21 protein-coding genes are annotated in these 20,125 nt (G+C 32.0%); 18 read left to right on the forward strand and 3 right to left on the reverse strand.

All coding sequences use genetic code 11. From position 1 onward, the window contains the following. Positions 1-2 precede the first annotated feature (2 nt). On the forward strand, positions 3-368 hold the full coding sequence (locus QLQ94_RS02155) for a SanA/YdcF family protein (RefSeq protein WP_482499073.1): 366 nt from the start codon (positions 3-5) through the stop codon (positions 366-368). Between the two features lie 124 nt (positions 369-492). On the opposite strand, the gene QLQ94_RS02160 is transcribed toward QLQ94_RS02155, so the two are convergent. Beyond that, positions 493-1,755, reverse strand: a complete 1,263-nt coding sequence (locus QLQ94_RS02160) for a cation:proton antiporter (protein ID WP_271334576.1) — start codon at positions 1,753-1,755, stop codon at positions 493-495. A gap of 342 nt (positions 1,756-2,097) precedes the next feature. Further along, a complete protein-coding gene (locus QLQ94_RS02165) occupies positions 2,098-2,511 on the reverse strand; it encodes a DUF1842 domain-containing protein (protein ID WP_427401721.1) in 414 nt (137 codons plus the stop codon). A gap of 360 nt (positions 2,512-2,871) precedes the next feature. On the opposite strand from QLQ94_RS02165, the gene QLQ94_RS02170 reads away from it, so the two are divergent. The 12 genes from QLQ94_RS02170 to QLQ94_RS02225 all read left to right on the forward strand — a co-directional run bounded on the left by QLQ94_RS02170 (position 2,872) and on the right by QLQ94_RS02225 (position 10,705). After that, entirely contained in the window at positions 2,872-4,284 is a 1,413-nt protein-coding gene (locus QLQ94_RS02170) for a hypothetical protein (protein ID WP_482499075.1), read from the forward strand. A 16-nt stretch (positions 4,285-4,300) separates the two neighbouring features. Then, entirely contained in the window at positions 4,301-5,467 is a 1,167-nt protein-coding gene (locus tag QLQ94_RS02175) for a hypothetical protein (RefSeq protein WP_482499077.1), read from the forward strand. 2 nt (positions 5,468-5,469) lie between these two features. Next, complete coding sequence (locus QLQ94_RS02180) at positions 5,470-5,958, forward strand: hypothetical protein (protein WP_482499079.1); 489 nt, start codon at positions 5,470-5,472, stop codon at positions 5,956-5,958. A gap of 101 nt (positions 5,959-6,059) precedes the next feature. After that, on the forward strand, positions 6,060-6,563 hold the full coding sequence (locus QLQ94_RS02185; RefSeq protein WP_271334571.1) for a GbsR/MarR family transcriptional regulator: 504 nt from the start codon (positions 6,060-6,062) through the stop codon (positions 6,561-6,563). A gap of 68 nt (positions 6,564-6,631) precedes the next feature. Further along, positions 6,632-6,979 carry a hypothetical protein gene (locus tag QLQ94_RS02190; RefSeq protein WP_271334570.1) on the forward strand — a complete coding sequence of 116 codons (348 nt, stop codon included), beginning with the start codon at positions 6,632-6,634 and terminating at the stop codon, positions 6,977-6,979. After that, complete coding sequence (locus QLQ94_RS02195) at positions 6,976-7,713, forward strand: YqjF family protein (RefSeq protein WP_482499081.1); 738 nt, start codon at positions 6,976-6,978, stop codon at positions 7,711-7,713. The genes QLQ94_RS02190 and QLQ94_RS02195 overlap by 4 nt, the downstream gene beginning before the upstream one ends. A 35-nt stretch (positions 7,714-7,748) precedes the next feature. After that, positions 7,749-8,096 carry a hypothetical protein gene (locus tag QLQ94_RS02200; RefSeq protein ID WP_427401715.1) on the forward strand — a complete coding sequence of 116 codons (348 nt, stop codon included), beginning with the start codon at positions 7,749-7,751 and terminating at the stop codon, positions 8,094-8,096. An 18-nt stretch (positions 8,097-8,114) separates the two neighbouring features. Then, entirely contained in the window at positions 8,115-8,501 is a 387-nt protein-coding gene (locus QLQ94_RS02205; protein WP_271334568.1) for a hypothetical protein, read from the forward strand. Positions 8,502-8,572: 71 nt separating this feature from the next. Beyond that, the gene (locus tag QLQ94_RS02210) at positions 8,573-9,481 is read left to right on the forward strand and encodes a TIGR01777 family oxidoreductase (RefSeq protein ID WP_482499083.1); all 909 of its coding nucleotides are present in this window, start codon (positions 8,573-8,575) and stop codon (positions 9,479-9,481) included. Positions 9,482-9,789: 308 nt separating this feature from the next. After that, positions 9,790-10,020: an SRPBCC family protein gene (locus tag QLQ94_RS02215; RefSeq protein WP_482499085.1), complete on the forward strand. Its 231-nt coding sequence runs from the start codon at positions 9,790-9,792 to the stop codon at positions 10,018-10,020. After that, positions 10,007-10,246 (forward strand): SRPBCC family protein, encoded by a 240-nt coding sequence (locus QLQ94_RS02220; RefSeq protein ID WP_482499087.1) that lies wholly within the window; start codon positions 10,007-10,009, stop codon positions 10,244-10,246. Before QLQ94_RS02215 ends, QLQ94_RS02220 begins: the two co-directional genes overlap by 14 nt. A 60-nt stretch (positions 10,247-10,306) precedes the next feature. Beyond that, positions 10,307-10,705: a DUF1090 family protein gene (locus QLQ94_RS02225; protein ID WP_482499089.1), complete on the forward strand. Its 399-nt coding sequence runs from the start codon at positions 10,307-10,309 to the stop codon at positions 10,703-10,705. A gap of 648 nt (positions 10,706-11,353) precedes the next feature. Here QLQ94_RS02225 and QLQ94_RS02230 read toward each other — a convergent pair. Next, a complete protein-coding gene (locus QLQ94_RS02230; RefSeq protein ID WP_482499091.1) occupies positions 11,354-12,160 on the reverse strand; it encodes a UbiA prenyltransferase family protein in 807 nt (268 codons plus the stop codon). A gap of 221 nt (positions 12,161-12,381) precedes the next feature. Between QLQ94_RS02230 and gcvP the strand changes: the two genes are divergently transcribed. From gcvP to QLQ94_RS02255, 5 genes are all read left to right on the forward strand, one after another. Next, on the forward strand, positions 12,382-15,231 hold the full coding sequence (gene gcvP, locus QLQ94_RS02235; protein ID WP_271334563.1) for an aminomethyl-transferring glycine dehydrogenase: 2,850 nt from the start codon (positions 12,382-12,384) through the stop codon (positions 15,229-15,231). A 394-nt stretch (positions 15,232-15,625) separates the two neighbouring features. Further along, positions 15,626-16,684: a 3-oxoacyl-ACP synthase III family protein gene (locus tag QLQ94_RS02240; protein ID WP_271334562.1), complete on the forward strand. Its 1,059-nt coding sequence runs from the start codon at positions 15,626-15,628 to the stop codon at positions 16,682-16,684. 207 nt (positions 16,685-16,891) lie between these two features. Further along, positions 16,892-18,340: an IS1182 family transposase gene (locus tag QLQ94_RS02245; protein ID WP_482498454.1), complete on the forward strand. Its 1,449-nt coding sequence runs from the start codon at positions 16,892-16,894 to the stop codon at positions 18,338-18,340. Between the two features lie 275 nt (positions 18,341-18,615). Next, positions 18,616-19,143, forward strand: a complete 528-nt coding sequence (locus tag QLQ94_RS02250; protein WP_482499093.1) for a methyltransferase — start codon at positions 18,616-18,618, stop codon at positions 19,141-19,143. A 96-nt stretch (positions 19,144-19,239) separates the two neighbouring features. Then, positions 19,240-20,088, forward strand: a complete 849-nt coding sequence (locus QLQ94_RS02255) for a glycosyltransferase family 2 protein (RefSeq protein ID WP_482499095.1) — start codon at positions 19,240-19,242, stop codon at positions 20,086-20,088. Positions 20,089-20,125 lie beyond the last annotated feature (37 nt).

The raw sequence follows: 20,125 nt of genomic DNA on the forward strand, positions 1-20,125 counted from the left end.
TAATGAAAAACTATTGTTATAAACACGGAATTGATACTACTAAAATATTTATTGACTATGCAGGTTTCGATACGTATTCGACAATGTATCGCGCCAAACATATTTTCAACATCAAAAAAGCGACATTAATCTCTCAGGAATACCATTTAAACCGAGCAATTTACATTGGACAAAAACTTGGAATAAAATCTGCCGGATACTCGGCTAATAAGGGTGAGTATTTGGGATACCAATATGTTACTTTTAGAGAATATGGTTCTATTTTTAAATCATTCTTTGATCTGTTACGAAATAGAGAACCTCGTTTTTTAGGAACTCCCATTGATATCAACGGTCCTTCTAACTATTCTAAAGAAGACAAACGATAAAAAAAGCCTGCAAAAATATTTTTGCAGGCTTTTTTTCTTCCGGTCAAATAATTTTAAAGATAAAAAACCTTCATTTTCTACTCTTCATTCTATTCTATTTATTCTATTTTCTTTATTCTATTTTCTACTCTTTCTCTAAAACCTTTTTCGCTAATTTTCCAACCGTCAGTCCTTGTACCACAATTGAAAATAGTACGACAATATAAGTTACTTCCAGCAACAGGTTTTTATATTCTCCTTCCGGCATAGAAAGCACTAATGCAATAGAAACTCCTCCTCGAATTCCTCCCCAAACCAATACCATCAAAGAACCTTTGCTATAGGCAGATTTTATACCGAAAATCTTAAATATATCGAAGAATTTCCAGGGTAAAACTATAGACGCAATTCTTGCAAACAACACTATAAAAATAGCCACAAAACCAGTTAGCAATTGTTTGTTTAAATCTGGCAATAATAACAACTCAAAGCCAATAAACAAGAATAAAATAGCATTTAATATCTCATCGATAAGTTCCCAGAATTTACCTAAATAATCTTTTGTTACTTCGCTCATCGCTACTTTTTTGCCATAATTACCTATAATCAATCCTGCAACTACCATTGCCAACGGACTTGAAACATGTAAACTCTGTGCAATCAGAAATCCTCCCATAACGATAGAAAGCGTTATTAGAACAGAAACTTTATAATCATCTATTTTTTTCATAACCCTTGATGCAGTATATCCTAAAACAGCTCCTAATAAAAGTCCGCCTAATCCTTCTTCTGCAAATAACAAGGCGATAGAACCAAAAGTCATATCAAATGTTGGATCTGTAGCCATTTTTAAAACAACAGCAAACATTACTACTGCAACCCCATCATTAAACAAGGATTCACCAACAATTTTGGTTTCAATTCTTTTAGGAACTTTTGCCTGTTTCAAAACACCCAACACCACAATAGGATCAGTTGGAGAAATTAATGTACCAAAAACCAAACAGAATATATAAGGAATCTTTATTCCCATAATTGGTGCTATATAATAAAGAAGTACAGAAATGATTAATGCTGATAACACCACACTAACCGTAGAATAAATCATAATAGGAACTTTTTGCTCTTTAAGATCAGACATATTAACATGCAGAGCACCTGCGAACAAAAGAAAATTTAACATCGCTCCCATTAAGATTTCGTTGAAGTCAAATTCTTTAATCAATTCAAAAAAATGTTTAGTTGTATCTGGAAAATAAGAATCACCCAACAGACGAATACCTACTGAAACCAACATTGCAATAATCATGATCCCAATAGTTCCCGGGAGTTTTAAAAATCTTAAATTTAAATAAGCGAAGAAAGAGGCCAGTACAATTAGTACCGAAAAAGTATAGTATAATTCCATAAAAAGTGATTTTTACAAAAATATATTTCCATTATCTAATACAAAATTTCATTTCCTAAATTAACATAACTTTACAATTCCTAAAAACAACTCTTTGAATTATTCTTAAAATTTTACACTTTATTCAACAATAAATTCAAAGAATCAAATTTTCACACTTTATTGATGATTTGTAAATTGAAAAATGGTTTATTTCTTTTTTATAGTTTTTAATAATTTAGGTAACGAATATTTCCAACAAAAAAGACCGCCTAACCAGACGATCTTTTTAAGTCAAAACTCTAATTGAGTCAGGAAATTTTTATTATCCTGTTGAATTTGTTTTTGGGGAGAAATTAATTTCTAAACTAACTCTTCTTTTAGATTTTTTATTGCTGCTACAGGCACTTTTTCAATCTGATGTTTGTAGTATGAAAAACCTCCAGTTCCATTCCAGGAATCATTGATCGCTAAGTTAGCGTCAAAATCAGCTAAAAAAGAACCAATTGCCGGCGGAGGAACAGAGTGAATGTATTGCCCGTGCAGACTAACTACTTTAGTAAATTCTCCAAATCCGGTCGAATGAATTCTTCCTTTAACCTGAACAACAATATGGCTATCGGGACCTTGTATTGCCTGAGTAACTACTACCGTACCAGACACTGAATTTTGTGATGGTACTACTACTAAACTAAATGTTGCTATTGGAGCACCTGGTATTCCAACATTTCCAATTGTGCCTTTCGCTAAATAAGCACCTGCTAATAAATCTGACATAACTTTTTGATTTAGGTTTCCTACTCATAAGGCTTTTCGGGAACGCCTCGTTTTTTTAGGTGGTTTCTGCTCCACATGTTTGATTTCTTCACTGTGTTATTTAACATCTAAAAAAACATCTTAAATAATACATTAAAATTTATTTCTATTTCAAAACTATATCAAATACATAGGCATTATGAATAAAATGTTATAAAACGGAAATTACTAGTTATGAACAAGATAAAAGAATGCTACAAGAAAATCAGACACGTAAAAACACCTATTGCTAATAATTATGAAGAATATAAATGTTAAATAAAAACTTTGATATCGTTTTAAAAATAATATGTTTGTACGCTTTTACTTAAAACCACTATTATGAAATCAATTTTTAGCGAAACTCAAAATAATGTGATTAATAAAATTTGGGTTTTCGGAATTATACTTTTCTCTCTAAGTATGATTCTCTATTACATCGAAGTTTTTACACCGAACACTTTTATATTTACACAGCTTTGGCGTGTACTTTTTTGGTTTTTCAACACATTAATTCTTTCGTGGTATTTTTATAAAAACAATAAAATAAAAACCGGTATCATCCTGCAATTATTGAGTCTGCCATATTTTTTCAAAAATGACATTTCATTTTTTTTAGATTATAATTTCACACACTACCTTTATAATTTCACCTGGTATGAAAGCATCTATATCAACAAAATCATTAGTTTTTTGACGCTTATAATTCCTTTTTTTTATTTTGTTAAATACTATTTTGCACTGGAAAACTTTAATATTTCAAAAAAAACAAAATGGTTCTTTCCGGTACTAATTTCTATAGTTTTACTCATTGTTATTGATATAGAAGCCAGGGATACATTTGGAAATTTTGCATTTTTAAATTTCAGCGAACCTTATATGCAGGATATATTGATAACGATTATTGAGTTTATCAATACGTTTAAAATTTTATTTGGTCTGATTGGTTTCTTCTACATTACCAATAGATTTGGAGGAATTAAAAGTATCCGCAAGCCTATAGACGAGCAATTTATTGATAAAAATTTCTTTAAGTGGGGATTTATAATCAGCTTTTTTATTTTGATTCTGACAGTTTTAAATCTGGCTCAATCGATACTTACAATTTCTATTTTTTCTTCAAAATTTGATTTTGCTGAAATCTGCAAGTTAATATCAAGCTATTTTTTATTACTCTACTCAGGAAGATTTTTAGGCAATCTAATCCAGTTTCGAGGTTATTCCTTAAAAAAATATTTTGGAGTTATAAATGTTTTTGCACTTGCTCCTATATTAAATATTTTTACTTTTTTTGTTTTACTTCTAACAAAAAAAACAGAAAACGCAACTCAATATTTTCTTAATCTAAAGAAAAACAAAAAACTTCACTTAGCTATTTATTGCCTTTTACTAACCGCTTTTCTGGTATATGAATATTTTACAAATGAAGTAAAAACCATAAATGATCTCATAAAAATTCCCGTTTTTATACTAGCAATACTTTTGGTTGCCTATTATAAGATCATGACCAAAATTGTTCCTTTTGCAGTAGTTCTGTTTTTATATTTTAAACACATAAAATTCTTTTTTGATTTTACCGATGGTTATCTCGTTTTTTTCAAAGACAAGATTTTCTCCTTTCTATGGCTCTCTAGTTTTGGCGTTTTTATTCTTTATTATGTTCTTTATTATGTCTTGCATAAATCATTTTATGTTGAGTACTCAGACATTGAAAACGAAGAAGACTTAGCGGTAAATATTGATAAGTTTAATTAACAAATAAATGCTCCTTATGAAAAATATCAAAATAATATATTTACTGGTATTGCTTTTATCAATATCAAGTTGCAAAAGATATAATGTCGAAGAAAATAAAGACAATACCGTATTAATTGCACAAGAGACAAAAATCAACAAACAAGAAGCTCAAAAGATTTTCAATTCAAAAGTAAACCTGACTCCTTTATCTGAAGCAGGTAAATACAACGTTTCTATTCCGGACAATTATATGTATCAAGTTACAGTCTATGAAGAAGGCAATATTGATTTCGTGTTTGGAAAAATAGATTTTGCAAATCGAAAAGATGTAGTAGCAATTGAGTTAACCACCGCTTTGTTTCCCAGTGAAAGGCTTTGCTCACAAAGCGTTTATGTCATCAAGGAAGAAAACCCTAACCTGATTAGCATCCCGGAAATCAAGAAACAGCTTGTAAAAGAAAATTATATTTACTTTGAAGATTCTAATAGTATTATTTACGGCGAAAATTTTACTGTCATACATTATGAGTACGATGCTGCCGCAAAAAGCTATATTATTTACAATGGAGAAATCGATCACTTTGCAAAATTTCCTGAAAAAGTAAATCTAGCTCTTCACATGCTTAAAAATGGTAAAAATTTATTAAAAAAGGATTTCATAAAAGTTCCATTCAACTCCTGGGAAGAATATGTTTTGAATTCTCCTAAAGCTGAAATTAATTTGTTCAGTTCTATTTTTAACAAATTAGATAAGGAAATGCAGGCTTTCTTAGAGCCTAACCAATACGTTTCGCCAAGATCAGAAGGAAACTACGACTATGTAACCTTTTACAGAGCAAATGACGCGATAGAACGTACTTATCTTAATTTTCTAAATGCTGTAAAAACAAACACAATAGAAAGTTTCGAAATACCAGAGAAAATCAGCAAAGACTTTGAAAAGATTTTTTTTAGTTACAGATATTCACTAGCAAATAAATATAGCTATTCCCAAATAGATAATGTCACAGATTTAAAAATTACAGATTCAGGATATAATAATCGTGTTTTCGAAAAATTAATTTGTAAAGTACAATATGACGGGAAAATTTTTTACTTGACTACAAATGAGATCTCAGATCTTACAAGAGACTTTTACATTAAAATGTTCAATTATTATTCAAAAAATAAGACATTAGATATTCCTGCCATAAAAAAATAAATATGAAAATTATACAAAAAATCATTGCATTAATAGCCCTGCTAACATTCTACGGTTGCCATTCTGCTGGCGAAGATTTAATTGAAGTACCCGTAGCTAAAGATGAAATTACCTCTTCAGGCGAGATTAGTTTGAAAAAAGGAGAAACCATCGTATTCTGGACGAAAATAAATAGCAATTCCCCATATCCTGAATACACTATTAAATATCTCATTCAAGAAAACAAAAAAACGGTTGAATTTGACAGTATTACTAGATTTTCTTCTGGAACAAATCACATAATAAATGCTAAGGCAAGTTCTGAAATCATTACTGAAAAGACTTTTGAAGAAAAAGACACTATAATACACAAGAAAGATTTTGAATTTGAACTTGAAAATAAAAAATTTACTGCTCCAAAAGATGGCAAATACACATTTGATTTCAAGCTGACAAAATCCGATTCTGACTCCTTTTTTAATAGTGGTATATCAATCGTTTTAAGAAAGTAAGAATATCATTTTTTGAAACCATTTTTGTCAATTCTTTTTTTACTCAAAATAAACTTTCATTTATTTTTGAAAGTTTAAAAACTTTTACTTACATTTGTTTCATGGAATTCAAAGAAGCAAAAAATAAGTTCGTACAAACCTGGGGAGCATTAGGTTCTCAATGGGGAATTAATAAAACCATGGCACAGATCCATGCTTTATTAATGATCTCGAACGAACCTGTTTCGATGGAAGACATTATGGACGAATTGCAAATTTCCCGTGGAAATACGAGCATGAATCTAAAAGCTTTAATGGATTGGGGAATTGTATATAAAGAATACAAAGCCGGAGAAAGAAGAGAGTTTTTTACTGCCGAAAAAGATTTAGATGAATTGGCTGTAAAAATTGCAAAAGAAAGAAGTAAGAGAGAAATTAAACCTGCTCTTAAAATCTTAAAAGAAGTTTCTACAATCGAAGCAAAAGATTCGGCAGAAGAAAAACACTTTGTAGATCAGACCTCAAAATTATATGATTTCGTATTAAAGGCAGACAATATGTTAGACAAAATGACTGAATTTAATGATAACTGGTTGGGACGTTTGGTCATGAAAATCATGAAGTAGATCTTCAAACTAAAAAAATTTAATTAAAACTTTCATTTTTTTCTGAAAGTTTAAAACAATCTATAACTATGAAAGCCATAAATTACCTTAATTATTTTTTTGTTGGTATGCCAATATTACTAGTTTTAATCGCAGCAGTGATACCTAATAATGGAGCCGAATTCGCTTTTTGTGGTGTTTTATCAACCATACTTACCGGTTTATTTCAATTAATTTTTGGGATCAAAATGCTGCTGGATGAACCTGAAGATAAAGATCTTCAACATTATATAAGTGGCGTCATTTTCTTTTTCCTTTTATGGTTTGTTAATGGTCTAATACTCCATTTTGAGTTTATTTACTTCATCTTGTTTCCAATTCCAATAATTCTTGCAATCTACTTCTCTACTATAACTTATAAAAAAGCACAACAATGAATTTCTTAAAAGCAGAATGGAAAAACCTGGCACTTTTCAATTATGAAGTTGATGCCGGAATATTAGAAAAATATGTTCCCGCCGGAACTGAAATAGATACCTGGAACAACAAATGTTATGTGAGTCTGGTTGGTTTTATGTTCAAAAACACAAAAGTATTAGGAATTAAAGTTCCTTTTCATGTAGATTTTGAAGAAGTGAATTTAAGATTCTACGTAAAACGTTTTGAAAATGGCGAATGGAAACGCGGCGTTGTTTTCATCAAAGAAATTGTTCCTAAAAGTGCCATCACTTTTATTGCAAATACTTTGTATCAGGAACATTATGAAACTCAGAATATGCGACATGAAATCATTGAAAATGAAAACACAAACATTTTTATATATCAATGGAAAAATGATAAAAAGTGGAATACTATTCAATTAGAAACAAAAAAAACTCCACTAGAAATTAAAGTTGATTCTGAAGCTGAATTCATTACAGAACATTATTTTGGTTATACTAAAATTGATGCCGGTAAAACTTTCGAATATGAAGTTCAGCATCCACGATGGGAACAGTTAGAAGTTTTAAATCATAACGTTGATATTGATTTTGATAAAACATATGGAGAGGATTTTAAATTTCTTCAAAACATAAAACCAGCTTCTGTCTTTCTGGCAAAAGGTTCAAAAATTACAGTCAAGAATAAAAGAAAACTAGAATTTGTAAAAGCATTAGAGGAAATGGCATAATAAATTCGCAATCAATAATTTATAAATCGGCAATTATGAATCTAAATATTATAGGGTATTTTATTTACCTCAGCATTACAATTTTGATCATTCTAAAAGTTGGAAAAATCTGCTATAAAAACGGAAATATTTATGTCTCTGAACTAATTCCCAATCATGCTGATATATGTCAAAAAATCAATCAGGTTTTACTTTTAGGCTACTATCTTTTAAATATTGGGTATTGTGCAATGACTCTGATTTCCTGGCAAAAGATACTGTCATCAACTCAACTTATTGAAACCATTGGAATCAAAACAGCTATAATAATATTCATCATTTCAATTTTACATTACCTCAACATTATAATTCTAACCAAGTACATTCATAAATTAATTAAATAACATCTTAAATTAAATATCATGGAAACTACAAAAATCTTAATCGGTTACAGTGTTTATTTACCAATTGCCCTATTTCTTACTTATTATGTTTCTAAAACTCTTTTCAAAAACGGAAAAATATTTATGCTGGACATTTTTAAAGGCCGTGAAGATATTGCAGAAGCAACAAATAAGCTTTTTGAAACCGGATTTTATCTATTAAATATTGGTTTTGCGCTAATGATCCTAAAAATGCAAATCGGGCAAAATAGTTATCAGGAATTGATTGAAAGACTGAGTTACAAAATTGGAGGTTTTTCTATTTATCTTGGCATCATGCTATTCTTCAATTTATATTTCTTCTTTAGAGGGAAAAGAAAAGCAAAAGAAGCTCAGGAAGAAGAACGATTGGTTTTTAACGCATAATTTTCAGCCTAAACCTAACAGGCTTTAAAAACCTGTTAGGTTTTAATACTCACAAAATCAAAAAAAAAACCATGAAACTCATAATCGCAGCCGGAACAGGTTTTTTAGGACAAACTTTAGTCCATCGTTTCAAAGATAAGTTTGACGAAATTGTAATTCTTACGCGAGGAAAATCTCAAACAATTGACGGAATAAAATACGTAAACTGGAATGCAAAGACTTTTTCAGGCTGGGAAAATGAATTGGAAAATAGTACCGTTTTGATTAATCTGGCAGGAAAATCTGTCGATTGCCGTTATACTAAAGAAAACAAAAAAGAGATTCTTTTATCCAGAATTGAAAGTACAAAAATTTTAAATAAAGCGGTTTTAAATTGTAAAAATCCTCCTAAACATTGGCTGAATTCATCAACCTCAACCATATATCGATTTTCTTTAGACAAACAAATGGATGAAATTAATGGTGAAATAGGGAATGACTTTTCTATAAATGTCGCTTTATCTTGGGAAAAAGCATTTTTTAAAACCGAAACTCCAAATACTTTAAAAACGGCTTTGCGAACTTCGATCGTTTTTGGTAAAAACGGTGGCGCTTTTATTCCGCTTAAGACTTTGGCAAAAATAGGCTTTGGAGGAAAACAGGGAAAAGGAAATCAGTTTATAAGCTGGATTCATGAAGAAGATTTTGCAAATGCAGTTGGTCTTGTTATTGATAAAGAAATCACAGGAGTTATTAATGTCGTTTCTCCGAAACCCGCTCGTAATACTGACTTTATGAAAAAACTTCGAAAAGCAGTTGGTTGCCCATTCGGGATTCCGGTGAATAAATTTTTATTAGAAATCGGATCTTTCTTTATTCGAACAGAAACTGAATTAGTGTTGAAAAGTAGAAACGTAATTCCGAAAAGACTTTTAGAAAATGGATTTACATTTAAGTTTGGAAATATTGATGAGGCTTTTAAAGATTTATTACACAAATGAAAGCACAAAATTCAGATTGGATTATTTTTTAAGTTTAATTTTAAAGAGGAAGAGAAAAATGCATAATAAATTCTTTTGCAAAGCTCCTGCGGATTGAGATATTTATAGAAATTAATAATCAACCCTATTATTAAGCTCCAGAGGAGCGACATATTTATAGAAAACATACCATACATTCTTTCATTAGCTCCGGCGGAGCGACATATTTTTATTACGATTTTATATCACCCCGATGGGGTTCAAACACTGTATAATTATAATTCTATAAATATAACATCCCTCCGGGATTTGAAATAAACTCCCTAATCATGACTACAATTCAACTTACCACAAAAATAAAAGCATCAAAAAAAACCGTTTTCGATGCTTCAAGAAATATAGATATTCACCAACAATCTGCCAGTAAAACTAATGAAAAAGCAATTGCCGGAATAACATCCGGATTAATAAATTTAGATGAAACGGTAACCTGGCAAGGAAAACATTTCGGATTTTATCTTACTCATAAAAGCCGAATCACCCGCAATGACTTTTTTTGATTATTTTGTAGATGAAATGGAGCGCGGCAAATTCAAATCCTTCAGGCACGAACATTTTTTTGAAGAAGAAAATGGTCTTACTACCATGAAAGATAAATTGCAATATGAAACTCCGTTTGGAATCTTTGGAAAAGTATTTGATGTTTTATTTTTAAAAAGACATTTAACTAAATTCCTTTTAGAAAGAAATAAAATACTTAAAGAAGTATCTGAAAAACAGACTTAAAATATTTTTCTTACTTTTATTTAAATATTATAACAATTGTAAATCACTAAAAATAAACTTATGACTTTAAAAACTAAAATTTTATCGATAGCATTTTTTACTATTTCTTTCATAGGATTTGCACAAAGTAATTGTGCCACTTTAAAAGGTTGCGAAAGAAAATTATGTGAGTTGAACACAAAATTAGTTGCAGCCAAAAAAGCAGGAAATCAAAATCAGATTACAGGAGTTGAAGATGCCATATCTAAAACTAAAAAGAATTGCACGACAAAAACAGTTACTACTGATCTTGACAAAAAAGTAAAAGAAAAACAACAAAACGTTAAGGAAAAAACGGACGATCTGAACAAAGCCATCAAAGACAACGAAAGCAAAGAAAAAATTGCTAAGAAAAGAAAGAAACTCGATGAGGCAAAAGCTGATTTGAATAAAGCACTTGCAGAACAAAAGACAAAATAGTTTTTTTTTAAGTTGACAGAAAATATAATGGATTTTTTCGCACAGATTTAGCAGATTCGGCAGATTTTAAAATATCTTTTTTTTTTGAATAGAGATAAGGATGATTATCTAATCTGGCTTTAGCCAAACTTTATCATTTGGCTAAAGCCGGAAATATTCTATAACATTTTCTCTCCGGCTAAAGCTGGAGGCAATTCAATAATTAAACTGTTTCATTCACTTTCTTTTGAATAAAATCTCTCATTTTACGGTTTGCGTGAGGGATTGAGGTCAATGTCATTAAATTAAGGAAAAAAAGATAAAATATTTACTGTTTTTGACTAACGAATTTTGATTTCAGATGTCTGAAACAGCATAAAATCGACAATCCTATTATTTATGCCCATTAAGATTTGAAAGCATACAATTTGTGCCGTTAGGCACTAAATATCGGTAGTAGTTAATAGGAATCGGAATAAATGTAGCGTGCCGTAGGTACGCAATAATTATCATTTTGTTGCGTACCTACGGCACCCCAATGTATTTCTAATCTATTTTAATTACTACCGATATTTAGTGCCTAACGGCACATTTAAACTCTTGATCCCAATATTCATAATTCTAAAAAAGCTTAACCTTAATGACATGCCTAAATAATTAAGCTTATTTTTATAAAAATACAATCATCAACCACCAAAATATAGGAACGCTTTCGACCCAAAAAGAAGTATAATATTTTGACCGATTGGGATTCGCGAACAAAATAAACAACATTAACATGACCACCATTATAAGATTTATAATAAGTTCATGAAAACTAAAACTCAATATCCCAACGATCCAAAAAGGTACTAAAAGTGAAAATCCCAAAATTTTAGTACGCTTAACTCCTATTGTCTGAGGAACAGTCTTTAAATGCGGATCATCATTGGCCAAATCTAAAATCTCGAAAACAAGAATTAATACAAAAACCAATACAAATCGTTGAATACATTTGATAAAGAAGTCAGGTATAAACGGCATTTCAGCATTGATATAAGGCAAAACTAATGTCGCTCCTACCCAACAAAGTGCTACGATATATATTTTTACTCCGGCCCAATTTCTGGCATTCTTTCGATTAGGAAAAAAAGGCAAAGTATAAAGTGCGGTTATGGCAAAAATTATAACGGAAACAATCTGTGTAATTCGTTTGAGATGAAAAAAATAATAGCCTACTAAAACGAGTGAAACTAAACTTAAAATGGCGATAATTTTCAATTGATTTCCCACTGGTTTCCTCTTGACCCGAACCAATGCATCATATTTAACAAAATTATATCCCACAATTGTTCCAAAAAAAACGAACAACGCCATGGGTTCATCATATTGAATATGAAACACATGAAATGTAATTCGTACCAATGCATAACAAGATAAAGCCACATGAATACTGCTATTGAGGTAAAAATCGAATATCTGTTTTAGTAGTTTCATTCTTTAAATCTAATCAATTATTAACAAATCAACTCTTTAGTTGTAAATTTCATAAAAATTGAAGTTAAAAATACCTATTAAATTATTAATAATACTTAATTTTGCGCGACAAAAAAACAACACATTTACTATAAAATGTAATAAACCTTGTGTAACACCTGATTACGTCAAAGAAGATACATCGCGAATTGCATTGCCCTTAAAAAATTAGATAGCTACAAATGAAAACAGATGCTTTTGCTTTAAGACACATTGGCCCAAGAGAAACAGATCTTCAACACATGTTACAAACTATTGGAGTTGAATCGATCGAACAACTTGTTTACGAAACCCTTCCGGATGACATTCGTTTAAAAGCACCTTTGAAGTTGGATCCTGCAATGACGGAATACGAATTTGCAAATCATATTCAGGAATTAGGAAAGAAAAATAAAGTATTCAAATCCTATATTGGTTTGGGGTATCATCCCACAATCGTTCCGGCTCCAATTCAAAGAAACATCTTCGAAAATCCCGGGTGGTATACGGCGTATACACCTTATCAGGCAGAAATTGCTCAAGGTCGTCTTGAAGCTATTTTAAATTTCCAGACTACTGTTATTGAACTGACAGGAATGGAAATTGCAAACGCTTCTTTGCTTGATGAAGGAACTGCTGCTGCCGAAGCTATGGCGTTATTATTTGACGTTCGTACACGTGACCAAAAGAAAAACAACATCAATAAATTCTTCGTTTCTGAAGAAATTTTACCTCAAACTTTATCAATCCTGCAAACACGTTCAACTCCTATCGGGATTGAGTTAGTTGTTGGAAACCATGAAACCTTTGATTTTTCGAATGAGTTCTTCGGAGCCATTTTACAATATCCGGGAAAATATGGTCAGGTAAACGATTACAGTGCTTTTGTTGCTAAAGCAAAAGAAAACGAAATTAAAGTAGCTTTTGCTGCTGATATTTTATCACTAGTTGCCTTAACTTCTCCGGGAGAAATGGGAGCGGCAGTAGTTGTTGGAACTTCACAACGTTTTGGTGTACCAATGGGTTACGGTGGTCCTCACGCTGCTTTTTTTGCTACCAAAGATGAATATAAACGATCTATGCCAGGTCGTATTATTGGAGTTTCGATTGATGTAAACGGTAATCGCGCTTTACGTATGGCGTTAGGAACTCGTGAGCAGCACATTAAACGTGAAAAAGCAACTTCAAATATTTGTACCGCTCAGGTTTTATTAGCGGTTATGGCCGGAATGTATGCAGTTTACCACGGACCAAAAGGATTACAATATATTGCAGGTAAAGTTCACGCATCAGCGGTTACTGCTGCTGAAGCTTTAAATAAACTAGGCGTTTTTCAAACCAATACGGCTTACTTTGATACTATTTTAGTAAAAGCAGATGCTCAAAAAGTAAAAGCTATAGCAGAGAAAAACGAAGTAAACTTCTACTATGTTAATGCCGATACGATTTCTATTTCGTTCAACGAAACAACTTCAATTACTGACATCAACCAAATTATTGCCATTTTTGCTGAAGCTTTAGGAAAAGAAACTTTTACTGTTGCTGAATTAGCTGCTACAAGCCAATTACCTGCTTCATTAGAAAGAACATCTTCTTTCTTAACGCATGATGTATTCAACAATCATCATTCAGAAAGTCAGATCATGCGTTACATCAAAAAATTAGAGCGTAAAGATTTATCGTTGAATCATTCGATGATTTCATTAGGTTCTTGTACAATGAAATTAAACGCAGCTTCAGAAATGTTGCCTTTATCAATGCCAAACTGGAACAGCATTCACCCTTTTGCACCAGTAGAACAAGCGGAAGGTTATATCACGATGCTTAAAAAATTAGAGCAGCAATTAAATGTAATTACGGGATTTGCCGGAACTACATTACAGCCTAACTCAGGAGCTCAGGGAGAATATGCCGGTTTAATGGCTATTCGTGCTTACCATTTATCGAGAAACGAAAGTCACCGTAATGTATGTTTAATTCCTTCATCTGCTCACGGAACCAATCCTGCTTCTGCAGCTATGGCAGGAATGAAAATTATCGTTACTAAAACTACTCCTGAAGGAAACATTGACGTAGAAGATTTAAGAGAAAAAGCGATTGAACATAAAGATGATTTATCTTGTTTAATGGTAACGTATCCTTCTACTCACGGAGTTTTTGAATCTTCGATTATTGAAATCACTAAATTAATCCACGACAATGGCGGATTAGTATATATGGATGGTGCAAACATGAACGCGCAAGTTGGATTAACAAATCCTGCTACAATTGGCGCTGACGTTTGTCACTTAAACTTACACAAAACTTTCGCTATTCCTCATGGTGGCGGCGGACCTGGTGTTGGACCAATTTGTGTAAACGAAAAACTGGTTCCTTTTTTACCAACAAACCCAATCTTAAAAGTAGGTGGTGAGCAGGCTATTACAGCAATTTCATCTGCACCTTACGGATCTGCTTTGGTATGCTTAATTTCTTACGGTTACATCACAATGATGGGTGCCGAAGGATTAAAAAGTGCTACAGAACATGCTATCCTGAATGCTAACTACATGAAATCCCGTTTCGAAGGGCACTACCCAATTCTTTATACAGGAGAATGCGGAAGAGCGGCTCACGAAATGATTTTAGATTGTCGTTCGTTTAAAGAAAACGGAATTGAAGTTGGTGATATCGCGAAGCGTTTGATGGATTACGGTTTCCACGCTCCAACGGTTTCTTTCCCGGTAGCAGGAACTTTAATGATTGAACCTACTGAATCTGAAGATTTAGCAGAGTTAGATCGTTTTTGTGACGCTCTTATTTCAATCAGAAAAGAGATCGAAGCTGCAACAGCAGATGATAAAAACAATGTATTAAAAAATGCACCGCACACATTAGCAATGTTAACTACAGATACTTGGAGTTTCCCTTATACTAGAGAAAAAGCCGCTTATCCATTGGAGTATATTGCTGAAAATAAATTCTGGCCATCAGTTCGTCGTGTAGATGATGCTTATGGTGACAGAAACTTAGTTTGCAGCTGTGCTCCTATCGAAGCTTATATGGAGAACTAAGAAATAAGTTTTCTTTAATAAATATTCAAACCCGACAGGTCTTAAAACTTGTCGGGTTTGTTTTTTTCTTTCAAGTTTCAGGTTTCAGGTTCAAGCGTAACGTGAAACTTGAAACAATTATAAAGTTTTCTGTTTTTTAACACTTTTTGAAACTTCGGTTTTATTTGTAACAAAACACAAAAAAACTTTACAATTTTTTCAAAAAAAAATAAATCAAAAAACAAAACTCAAACGTTTGAAATCTCGGCAAAACCTAAAATTCGTTAGAAAATTAACAATAAATCCCACAAATAATTATTATTTCATAATTATATGCATGCATAGTATTTTTTATGATAGTTATCATAAATTTATTTATAATTTAGCCATAAATTTATTGGCTAATTAAGGAATAATGAAAATAAAAATAATAGGTATAGGAAGTTATATTCCAAATAAAGAAGTAAGCAACACTGACTTTGGTGATCATGTTTTTTTAAATGAAGACGGAACTCCTTTTGCTTATCCTAACGAAGTTGTTATTAAAAAATTTAAAGGTATTACCGGAATCGAAAATCGCCGTTATGCCGAAGACCAACATACCTCATCTGATTTAGCTTTTTTCGCTGCCGAAAGAGCACTTGCAAATGCTAACATCGATCGTGAAACATTAGATTATATTATTTTCGCCCACAATTTTGGCGATGTAAAATCCGGAACGAATCAATCTGATATTTTACCAAGTTTAGCTACTCGCGTAAAAAACAAATTAGACATTAAAAATCCTAAGTGTGTCGCTTATGATATTCTTTTTGGATGTCCGGGCTGGATAGAAGGTGTTTTGCAAGCCAATGCATTTATAAAATCAGGCATGGCAAAACGCGTTTTGGTCATTGGAGCCGAAACTTTATCAAGGGTTGTTGATGATCACGATCGCGATTCAATGATTTACTCTGATGGTGCCGGTGCTTCAATTTTAGAAGCTTCTGATGACGAAGCTGGATTATTATCTTACGAAAGTGCTACTTATGCAAATGATGAAGCTAATTATCTATACTTTGGAAAATCATACAATCCAGATTTAGATCCGGATATCAAATACATTAAAATGTATGGCCGTAAGATTTACGAATTTGCATTAAGCCAGGTTCCTTGCGCAATGAAAAGCTGTCTTGATAAAAGTGGAATCGCAATTGATGACGTAAAGAAAATCCTGATTCACCAGGCTAATGAAAAAATGGACGAAGCAATTATCGCCCGTTTTTATAAACTGTACGATAAAACGCCACCTGAAAACATTATGCCAATGAGTATTCATGATTTAGGAAACTCAAGCGTTGCAACAGTTCCTACTCTATATGACTTATTAATTCAGGGCAAATTAGAAAATCATGAAATCAACAAAGGCGATGTTGTTATTTTTGCTTCTGTTGGAGCAGGAATGAATGTTAATGCATTTGTTTATAGATACTAAAATTAGTATACAGTCGCAGTCACAGTTTTCAGCTTCTGAATACTGTGACTGTAAACTGAGACTGAAAACTTAAAAAAAAGTCCGCATTTTAAAAGAGGGCACTGAAAAAGTCTTTTCACAAATAAATTGTTAATTAAAAGGAGTAGAAGCTAAAAGTTTTCTGCTCCTTTTTTTGTATCTTTTCCGTGTAATCATAAGGCTTTTTAGATGTTAATTCAACAGCAACAAATTCAGTTTAGTCCCTACTCTTCATTATATGATTTAATTGTTCCTCAGGATAATCTCCTTAGAAAAATCAACGAACTCATAGACTTTTCATTCATCTACGATGAGTTGCTAAATAAATATTGTACAAATAATGGTCGCACCGCAGAAAGCCCTGTGCGTATGTTTAAGTATTTGCTTCTAAAAACAATTTATGATGTCTCGGATGTTGATGTAGTAGAACGTTCACGTTTTGATATGTCTTTTAAGTATTTCTTAGAAATGACGCCAGAAGAGAGCGTTATTAATCCAAGTTCATTGACGAAATTTCGTAAACTTCGTCTTAAAGATACAGACTTATTAAATCTACTCATTGGTAGAACAGTGACTATAGCTGTTGAAAAGGGAATCATTAAATCCAGGTCTATTATAGTGGATGCTACACATACTTTATCCAGATCCAATCCATTTTCAGCAATTGAAGTATTAAGGGAGCGTTCTAAACTACTTCGAAAGACGGTATATCTATTTGATGACCAATTCAAAGAACATATGCCCCAGAAGAATGATACCAATGAACTAGAAAAAGAATTGGCCTATTGTAAAGATCTGGAGAGCCGTATAGAAAAAGAACCATCTTTGAGCTCTATACCGGCTGTGAAAGAAAAACTAAACTTACTAAAAGAAACAGTAGAGGATACTCAAGAAAATTTCATCTTATCAAAAGATACAGATGCTAAGACGGGGCATAAATCCGCTGACAGCTCTTTCTTTGGATATAAGACTCATTTGGCGATGACTGAGGAACGTATTATCACAGCAGCTGTAGTAACCTCAGGAGAAAAAGGAGACGGTCCAGAGTTGCCAAAACTCTTAGAGATTAGTCAAGAAAACGGAATTGATGTAGATACTATCATTGGTGATGCAGCTTATGCAGGAAAAGAAAATCTAAAGCTCACAAATGAGCAAAACATTAAAATAGTAGCAAAACTAAATACTACAATAACACAAGGTATTAGAAAAGAAGAAGATAAATTTGATTACAATAAAGATGCCGACAGATTTGTTTGTCCTGCAGGCCACATGGCTATAAGAAAAGCTCATCAGGGCAAAAAGAATGTTGGAAAAAATCAAGTAGATACATACTATTTTGATGTTGAAAAATGCAAGTCTTGTCCTTTAAAAGAAGGATGCTACAAAGAAGGATCAAAGACAAAAACATATTCGGTATCAATAAAATCAGAATTACACCAAGAACAAATTGCTTTCCAAGAAACCGACTACTATAAAGAAAAGGCCAAACACCGATACAAAATAGAAGCTAAAAACAGTGAATTAAAAAATGTGCATGGATACGATAGAGCACTATCGTATGGTATCACCAATATGCAAATGCAAGGAGCAATGGCTATTTTCACAGTCAACTTAAAAAGAATACTGAAATTGATGTAAGAAATTATAAAATAAGTATGATTATAGAAAATGCCCCTCTACAAATAAAAAATCGACACATATAACCTCAAATAAAAAACAGTTATAAAACGAAAAACGCTTACAACGGATATTTTTAAATCCTGTTATAAGCGTTTTTTTATTGTCTAAAAAATAAACCTGATCAAAATAAGGGATGTTTTTCAGTGCCCTCTTTTAAAATGCGGACTTTTTAGTATATTTGCGACCTAATTATAAATCAAGAACGAAAGATTGTTTCGTTCTTCGCAACGACTATGTACGAAAAAACGTTTCCGAATAAAAGATTCAAACTTACTTTAGAGTTTTTACAAAAACACGTTAAAACATCTGAAGTTATTTTTGATTTTGGTGTACCAAATCCATTCTCTAAGATAATGGAAGAAAATGGCTTTACCGTAAAAAACACAAAAGGCGAAGATCTGGACAACGATCAGACTGCTTTACAAACTCAAGACTATACTGTTTTTACTGCATTTGAAATTTTCGAACACCTGCTAAATCCATACACAATTTTGCAAAACGTAAAATGTGACAAATTGTTAATTTCAATTCCGTTACGTTTGTGGTTTTCTCCGGCATATCGTTCTAAAACGGATATGTGGGACAGACATTATCATGAATTTGAAGATTGGCAGTTAGATTGGCTTTTAGAAAAAACAGGCTGGAAAATAACGGATCGTCAAAAATTTACACATCCGGTAAAAAAGTTTGGTTTCAGACCATTATTAAGATATTTTACACCCAGATATTATATTGTTGTGGCTGAGAAAATAAAACAATAAAGAAATTCCAATATTCAAATTCCAAATTCCAATTTTAACCTTACCGGTAAGATTGGAATTTGGAATTTTAGAAAATTGGTATTTAATTTAAAATTTATGAAATATTACATTGTCATTCCTGCGCACAACGAACAAGATCTTATTGGTCTCACGCTGCAATCTCTAGTTTCTCAAACTATTTTACCATCAAAAGTTGTAGTTGTAAATGATAATTCGACTGATAAAACAGAAGAAATTGTTTTGGGATTCGCAAAGGAACATCCGTTTATTTCTGTTGTAAACAAAACTTCAGATGCCATTCATATGCCAGGAAGCAAAGTAATTCAAGCTTTTCAGAAAGGTTTTGAAACACTGGATTCCGATTATGACATTATTGTAAAAATAGACGGTGATTTAATTTTTCCAGCTAATTATTTTGAAACTATCATCAAACATTTTCAATCGGACCCGAAAATTGGAATGGCAGGCGGATTTTGTTACATCGAAAAAAATGGCGAGTGGATCTTAGAAAACCTAACCGATAAAGATCATATTCGCGGAGCACTGAAAGCGTATCGTGCAGCAACTTTTAAGCAAATTGGAGGCTTAAAACCTGCTATGGGTTGGGATACTGTAGATGAATTACTTTGCAAATATTATGATTGGAAAATAGTTACTGATCCTTCTTTACACGTAAAACACCTTAAACCAACAGGCGCAAACTACAATAAAACAGCACGTTATAAACAAGGAGAAGCTTTTTATACATTAGGATACGGTTTTTGGATTACCGCAATTGCATCAGCAAAACTGGCGATGATGAAGAAAAAACCTTTTTTATTTTTTGACTATATTAGAGGTTTCTGGAAAGCTAAAAAAGCTAAAACACCACTGTTAGTCACCACAGAACAAGCTAAATTTATTAGAAACTATAGATTTAAGAAAATGAAACAAAAGTTAATTTGATCCGGAAAAGTACCGAAATCGCTTCACTCATAACCCA

It is taken from the genome of Flavobacterium sp. B114r (assembly GCF_056824125.1).